Genomic DNA, 5756 nt, shown 5'->3' with positions numbered 1-5756 from the left:
TGATACCGCGCTCACGCTCTTCTGGAGCGTTATCGATTGATGCGAAGTCACGAGCAGCACCACCGTACACTTTTGAAAGTGTAGTACAGATAGCAGCAGTTAGAGTTGTTTTACCGTGGTCAACGTGGCCGATAGTACCAACGTTTACGTGCGGTTTTACGCGTTCAAATTTTTCTTTAGACATGGATAGTCCCTCTGGGCACGGTATTAGGTGGCATTACGACCACACAACCAAACATGGGTTTGTTGAGTATATAACAAATGGATGAATTAGGGCTTGAGAGTGGTGCTGATAGGCAGATTTGAACTGCCGACCTCACCCTTACCAAGGGTGCGCTCTACCGACTGAGCTATATCAGCACACAAGAAATGTGGAGCGGGCAGCGGGAATCGAACCCGCATCATCAGCTTGGAAGGCTGAGGTAATAGCCATTATACGATGCCCGCAGAACTTGTATCTCGTAGAGCTATTCAACCATTTGAAAATGGTGGTGGGGGAAGGATTCGAACCTTCGAAGGCAGTGCCGGCAGATTTACAATCTGCTCCCTTTGGCCACTCGGGAACCCCACCGAAATTTTTAAAACTGGTGCCGACTACCGGAGTCGAACTGGTGACCTACTGATTACAAGTCAGTTGCTCTACCTACTGAGCTAAGTCGGCGTTAGTGGTGCGCATTCTAGATAATGATTATTTTTGTTGCAATACCCTAACGTGTTTTTTTTATTGTTTTTTATTTAATTGACGTAATTTTCGGCATTAACCGCGCTTTGCATACAACCCTAGCCCTTCAAGTACCAACTCCGAGCGATGATAAAAAGGTTTACACCACGATTTTGGCAAATGACGAACACCGCCACCACATAGAATTACCGCGGGCGCTTCATTTAGTTCTGCAGATGCTTGTTTTAGGCCAAACTCAATTAATCCAACCAACGCAGCACGGCAGCCATTCTTTAAACCATCTGCGGTATTGTTTGCCAGTGTTAATGATTCACTATGCTCACTATCTGAAAACACCTTGGTCGTATTCTCTAGTACTGATTTCATCATTAACTGATAACCAGGCATGATCCAACCACCAAGATGTTTTCCATCACTGTCCATAACATCAAACGTTAATGCCGTGCCTATATCAACAATCACTGTAGGTTGCTTAAAACTTTGACGAATAGCAACCAGTGTTAGCCAGCGGTCAACACCAAGGTATTGATATTCAGAATATGCGTTAACAACACCGAAGTCTTCACGTGCAGTTTTTACCTGAGTAACAGGAATATTCGCCATTTGTGCTATACGCTGAATAGTATTGTCAACTTCAACTGGTCCGACACTCGCAAAAACAATGCGCTCAACATTACCTTCCAGTAACGGTTGTAAAACAAGCTCTAATTTTTTACTTGGGTATTTACCAATTTGTTCAATGTGTTCATTTTGGGTTAGTAAGGCAACTTTGACGTAAGTATTGCCTGCTTCAATTAATAATTGCATCAGCAACCTCTAAGGCTGATTTCACCGCCGATATACGGTGTAATACCAGTGTCGGTTTCCAGTAGTAAAGCCCCTTGAGTATCAATCCCGCGAGCAGTACCTTCGATGGTTCGCTCACCGATTAATAATTTCACAGGGCGGTTTAAAAAGTTATCTATTTTATTCCAACGTTCAACAAAGCCAACTAAACCTTGATGTTCGTAATCACAGAGTGTTTGATTAAGATGTGAGATCAATGTCGCCGCTAAGATATTTCGAGACGGTAAGCTATCACAAGCTTGCGACAGTGTTGTCCACGCTTGCGTGATCTCACTTTGCTCTGTTAGTGGCATATTAATATTTAGCCCCATTCCAATCACTAAGTGTGCAGCATCCCCTGCTTGACCAGTCATTTCAACAAGAATACCAGCTAGCTTTTTATCCTGATAATAAATATCGTTAGGCCATTTAACTCGAACATCATCCGCACCCAGTTTTTGGAGCGTTTCAGCAATCGCGACGCCGACAACTAAACTCAGCCCCATTGCCGCAGCCATACCAGCTTCTAAACGCCAGTAAATGGAAAGGTACAGGTTACTACCGAAAGGTGAAACCCATTGTCGACCTCGTCGTCCACGGCCTGCTTCTTGATATTCAGCCAAACATACACTACCACTAGGCAGTTGCCCTACTCTATCTAGAAGGTATTGATTAGTTGAGTCGATGACAGGAATTAAATCAAGATGGGGGCACTTAACTTTCGCTAAAATCTGCTGCTTATCAAGTAAATCAATCGCTGATGCAAGACAATAACCTTTGCCTTGCACCCTAAAAATATCAAGCCCCCACTGTTGAATGACTTGAATTTGTTTCGCGATTGCAGCACGAGTCATACCCAGCGTTTGTCCCAATACTTCACCTGAATGAAATTCACCATCAGAGAGTAACTGAATCAAAGCTAGTCGTACGGTATGATCTTTCATCGCAGCATCTCGTTGAGATTAGTTTCAGCATTATGTGCCATAAAACGCACCTCATGCTCAAGAGAGACACCAAATTTAGTCATTACCGTATCGACAACATACTGTGCTAGCTGAAGTACATCACGTGCAGTTGCATTACCAACATTCGTTAATACGAGTGCTTGTTGCTGGTGAATTTTAGCACCACCAATTTGGTAACCTTTCAAACCACATTGATCAATCAACCAGCCCGCAGCTAACTTACAATGAGCTTCGTCCACTGGGTAACTTGGCATGTTAGGGTACTCAGACAAAAGAAAGTCACGTACGTCTAACGAAATAATTGGGTTTTTGAAAAAACTACCTGCATTCCCCATAACCTGCGGATCAGGCAGTTTTTCACGGCGAATGGCGCACACTTCATCAAAAATCTCTTTGGCTGTAACAGTATCGAGCGAGAATTTTGCTAATGGGCCATAGGCTATTTTCGGAGACCAAGCTTTAGTTAAGCGAAAACCTACCGCAATAATTATGTGGTTATCTTTTAACTCTCGCTTAAAAATTGAATCTCGATATGAGAAGTGGCATTCATCAGCCATCAAACGCTTCACTTCCCCTGTTTGTACATTTAATACATCAACATACTGGCAGACATCTTTTAACTCTACGCCATAAGCACCAATATTTTGTATCGGGGACGACCCCACACAACCAGGAATGAGTGCTAGATTCTCAAGGCCATTAAAACCATTATCGACAGCCCAAGACACCAAACCATGCCAGTCTTCACCGCCACCTACATGTAAATCAACATACTCAGTACTATCGACTACATTAATACCTTTAATTCGGTTTAAAATGATAGCGCCTTGGTAATCTTCACAAAAAAGTAAGTTACTTCCTTGACCAACAACTAACTTAGGGACTTCCTGGTATGTCTCGTCCTGCCAAATAGCAAGGAGATCTTCAACACTTGATGCTTCAAGTATGTACTTCGCCGATACATCAATCCCAAAGGTGTGATAAGGCGCTAACCCAGTTTCATGTAAAACTTTCATGTTAATTCACAACCAAATCTTTATACTTTTCGATACGAATTGAAACTATTTTACCTGATCCCATTCAACAACGCAGTGTTTTCCCATGTCTCAAATTATTTATCGTCAACTTGATCCTATCCGTTTGCCTTTAGTTAATAAAATATACAAGTCATTCTATCCATCAGGAAAAGCAAAGAGAGATGAAACAATCTGGGTTGCAGAATCAAACAACAGTATTATTGCATCCGTACGATTTAAAACTATTGATGATATACAACTACTGACAGGCATGCTTGTCATCCCAGAGTACCGTTTACAGGGTATTGCGTATAAGCTTATTGAAGCATGCCGTAATCAAATGAACCAACAAGCATGCTATTGCTTTGCATTTCAAGAGTTAGAAGTTTTCTATCAGAAGTCAGGGTTTCAAACTATTAATAGCGAAAACCTTCCCAATAATATCAAGCAACGTTTTCAACGCTATGCTAATAGCGGTAAGAATCTAATTCCAATGTTATTTATTGATACACTTACCTCAGAAAGCATGAGCAAAAACATATCTAAACACTAGATACATTGACTTCGCTTTTTTTCTGGTATAATTGATCCCTTAATCAAAATTCATCTACTTATAGATCGTGTAAACGAGGCGATAATGGATTCAGCTATTGCTAACAGGCAGCTCATCGAACAACTGCCATGTATTGCGCACAAGCCCGAGAATTTAGAGACTCTTTTTGATGCAAATTCGTTTAGAGAGCGTCTATATCAAGAAATAAAATCAGCTAAAGAACGCATTTACTTAGTTGCCTTATATCTCCAAGATGATGAAGCAGGAAGAGGTGTGCTTACCGCTCTGTATGAAGCTAAGCAACTCAACCCCGAACTTGATATAAAGGTATTAGTTGATTGGCATAGAGCTCAACGAGGCTTAATTGGCGCCAGTCAGTCCGATGGCAATGCCGCGCTATATCGTGAGTACGCAGAAAAATATACTCACAAGATCGATGTGCTTGGCGTTCCCGTTCGTAATCGAGAAGTGTTCGGTGTCCTACACCTGAAAGGCTTTGTTATTGATGATAATGTTATTTATAGCGGTGCAAGCTTAAATGATGTGTATCTCGCTCAACATGACCGTTATCGTTACGATCGCTACCACGTAATTAAAAATGAAAAGCTCGCTAACAGCATGGCGCAGTTCATTATTGACATACTTGTTTCGAGTAATGCTGTTAACTGCCTAGCACAACCAGAAAGACCCGATACAAAGTCATTGAAGACGGCAATTCGAGATCTACGCTCCGAACTACAACAAGCTATCTACCATTTTGAGCCGGATGAGATTAAAGATGACGAGGTAGGATTAACACCTCTGATAGGTTTAGGGAAACGTAAGAACAAACTTAATCAGGATATTTGTACGCTCATCGCTAGTGCACAATCTGAGCTGACTATTTGTACTCCCTACTTTAACTTTCCGAGAATGGTAAGTCGCGAAGTAAAGAAAGCCCTTAAGCGCGGTGTAAAGGTCACAATCGTTGTTGGTGATAAAACAGCAAATGACTTTTATATTCCACCATCAGAGCCTTTTAAGACTATTGCTGGGTTACCTTATTTATATGAAGTCAATTTACGTAATTTTGCTAAACATAATGAAGCCGCTATTGCACATCGCCAATTAGCGATCCATTTATGGAAACACGATAACAATAGCTTTCACTTGAAGGGGCTTTGGGTAGATCGTCGTTATATGTTAGTAACGGGTAATAACCTCAATCCACGAGCTTGGAAACTTGATCTTGAAAATGCGATTTTAATTCATGACAAAAATCAACTACTCGCCGAGCAGCAACAACAAGAATTAGATTGTATTCTCGAACATACCCAGCTTATTGGTAGTTATAAGCAAATTGAAAAAATTGATAACTATCCAGCTCAAGTTAAAAAGCTCATTACACGTATTCGTCGTGTTAAAGCGGATCACATCCTGAATCAAATTCTATAATTCAAACCCTTTATCACTGCAGTAACTCTCTACTGCAGTGATACATCTCTTTATTAAATACTATTCTGTTGTAGGTCTAGTTTATAGATGAAACTTACTTTAAAAGTATTAAAACGAAAAAAGGCCATCCTTTCGGATGGCCTTTTAAAATTTAAAGCCTGGCGATGTCCTACTCTCACATGGGGAGACCCCACACTACCATCGGCGCTATTACGTTTCACTACTGAGTTCGGCATGGGATCAGGTGGGTCCATAATGCTATGGTCGCCAAGCAAATTCGG

At 41.3% G+C, this 5756-nt stretch carries 6 protein-coding genes, 4 tRNA genes and 1 rRNA gene; 2 read left to right on the top strand and 9 right to left on the bottom strand.

From position 1 onward, the window contains the following. The 8 genes from C9J42_RS21070 to murB form a co-directional block, all read right to left on the bottom strand. Window positions 1-184 (bottom strand): GTP-binding protein (locus tag C9J42_RS21070; RefSeq protein ID WP_233217677.1); only part of this gene is annotated, 184 nt, incomplete at its 3' end. 100 nt (window positions 185-284) lie between these two features. Next, window positions 285-360 (bottom strand) — tRNA-Thr (locus C9J42_RS21065). A gap of 12 nt (window positions 361-372) precedes the next feature. Further along, a tRNA-Gly gene (locus C9J42_RS21060) sits at window positions 373-447 on the bottom strand. Between the two features lie 39 nt (window positions 448-486). Beyond that, window positions 487-571, bottom strand: a tRNA-Tyr gene (locus C9J42_RS21055). A gap of 14 nt (window positions 572-585) precedes the next feature. After that, a tRNA-Thr gene (locus C9J42_RS21050) sits at window positions 586-661 on the bottom strand. A 96-nt stretch (window positions 662-757) separates the two neighbouring features. Next, a complete protein-coding gene (locus tag C9J42_RS21045; protein WP_005363560.1) occupies window positions 758-1489 on the bottom strand; it encodes a type III pantothenate kinase in 732 nt (243 codons plus the stop codon). Next, window positions 1489-2451 carry a bifunctional biotin--[acetyl-CoA-carboxylase] ligase/biotin operon repressor BirA gene (birA, locus tag C9J42_RS21040; RefSeq protein ID WP_107208796.1) on the bottom strand — a complete coding sequence of 321 codons (963 nt, stop codon included), beginning with the start codon at window positions 2449-2451 and terminating at the stop codon, window positions 1489-1491. The genes C9J42_RS21045 and birA overlap by 1 nt, the downstream gene beginning before the upstream one ends. Continuing rightward, entirely contained in the window at window positions 2448-3488 is a 1041-nt protein-coding gene (gene murB / locus C9J42_RS21035; RefSeq protein ID WP_107208795.1) for a UDP-N-acetylmuramate dehydrogenase, read from the bottom strand. Before murB ends, birA begins: the two co-directional genes overlap by 4 nt. 85 nt (window positions 3489-3573) lie before the next feature. On the opposite strand from murB, the gene C9J42_RS21030 reads away from it, so the two are divergent. Both C9J42_RS21030 and pssA read left to right on the top strand, forming a co-directional pair. Further along, window positions 3574-4041, top strand: coding sequence for a GNAT family N-acetyltransferase (locus tag C9J42_RS21030; RefSeq protein ID WP_005363553.1), 468 nt, complete (start codon window positions 3574-3576; stop codon window positions 4039-4041). A gap of 84 nt (window positions 4042-4125) precedes the next feature. After that, window positions 4126-5475 carry a CDP-diacylglycerol--serine O-phosphatidyltransferase gene (gene pssA / locus C9J42_RS21025; RefSeq protein WP_107247958.1) on the top strand — a complete coding sequence of 450 codons (1350 nt, stop codon included), beginning with the start codon at window positions 4126-4128 and terminating at the stop codon, window positions 5473-5475. Window positions 5476-5631: 156 nt separating this feature from the next. Here the strand turns inward: pssA and rrf are convergent. Further along, a 5S ribosomal RNA gene (rrf, locus tag C9J42_RS21020) occupies window positions 5632-5747 on the bottom strand. Window positions 5748-5756 lie beyond the last annotated feature (9 nt).

It is taken from the genome of Photobacterium sp. GB-56 (assembly GCF_003026105.1).
Classification (GTDB): Bacteria; Pseudomonadota; Gammaproteobacteria; order Enterobacterales; family Vibrionaceae; genus Photobacterium.
This window is presented reverse-complemented; position numbering and strand designations above follow the sequence as displayed.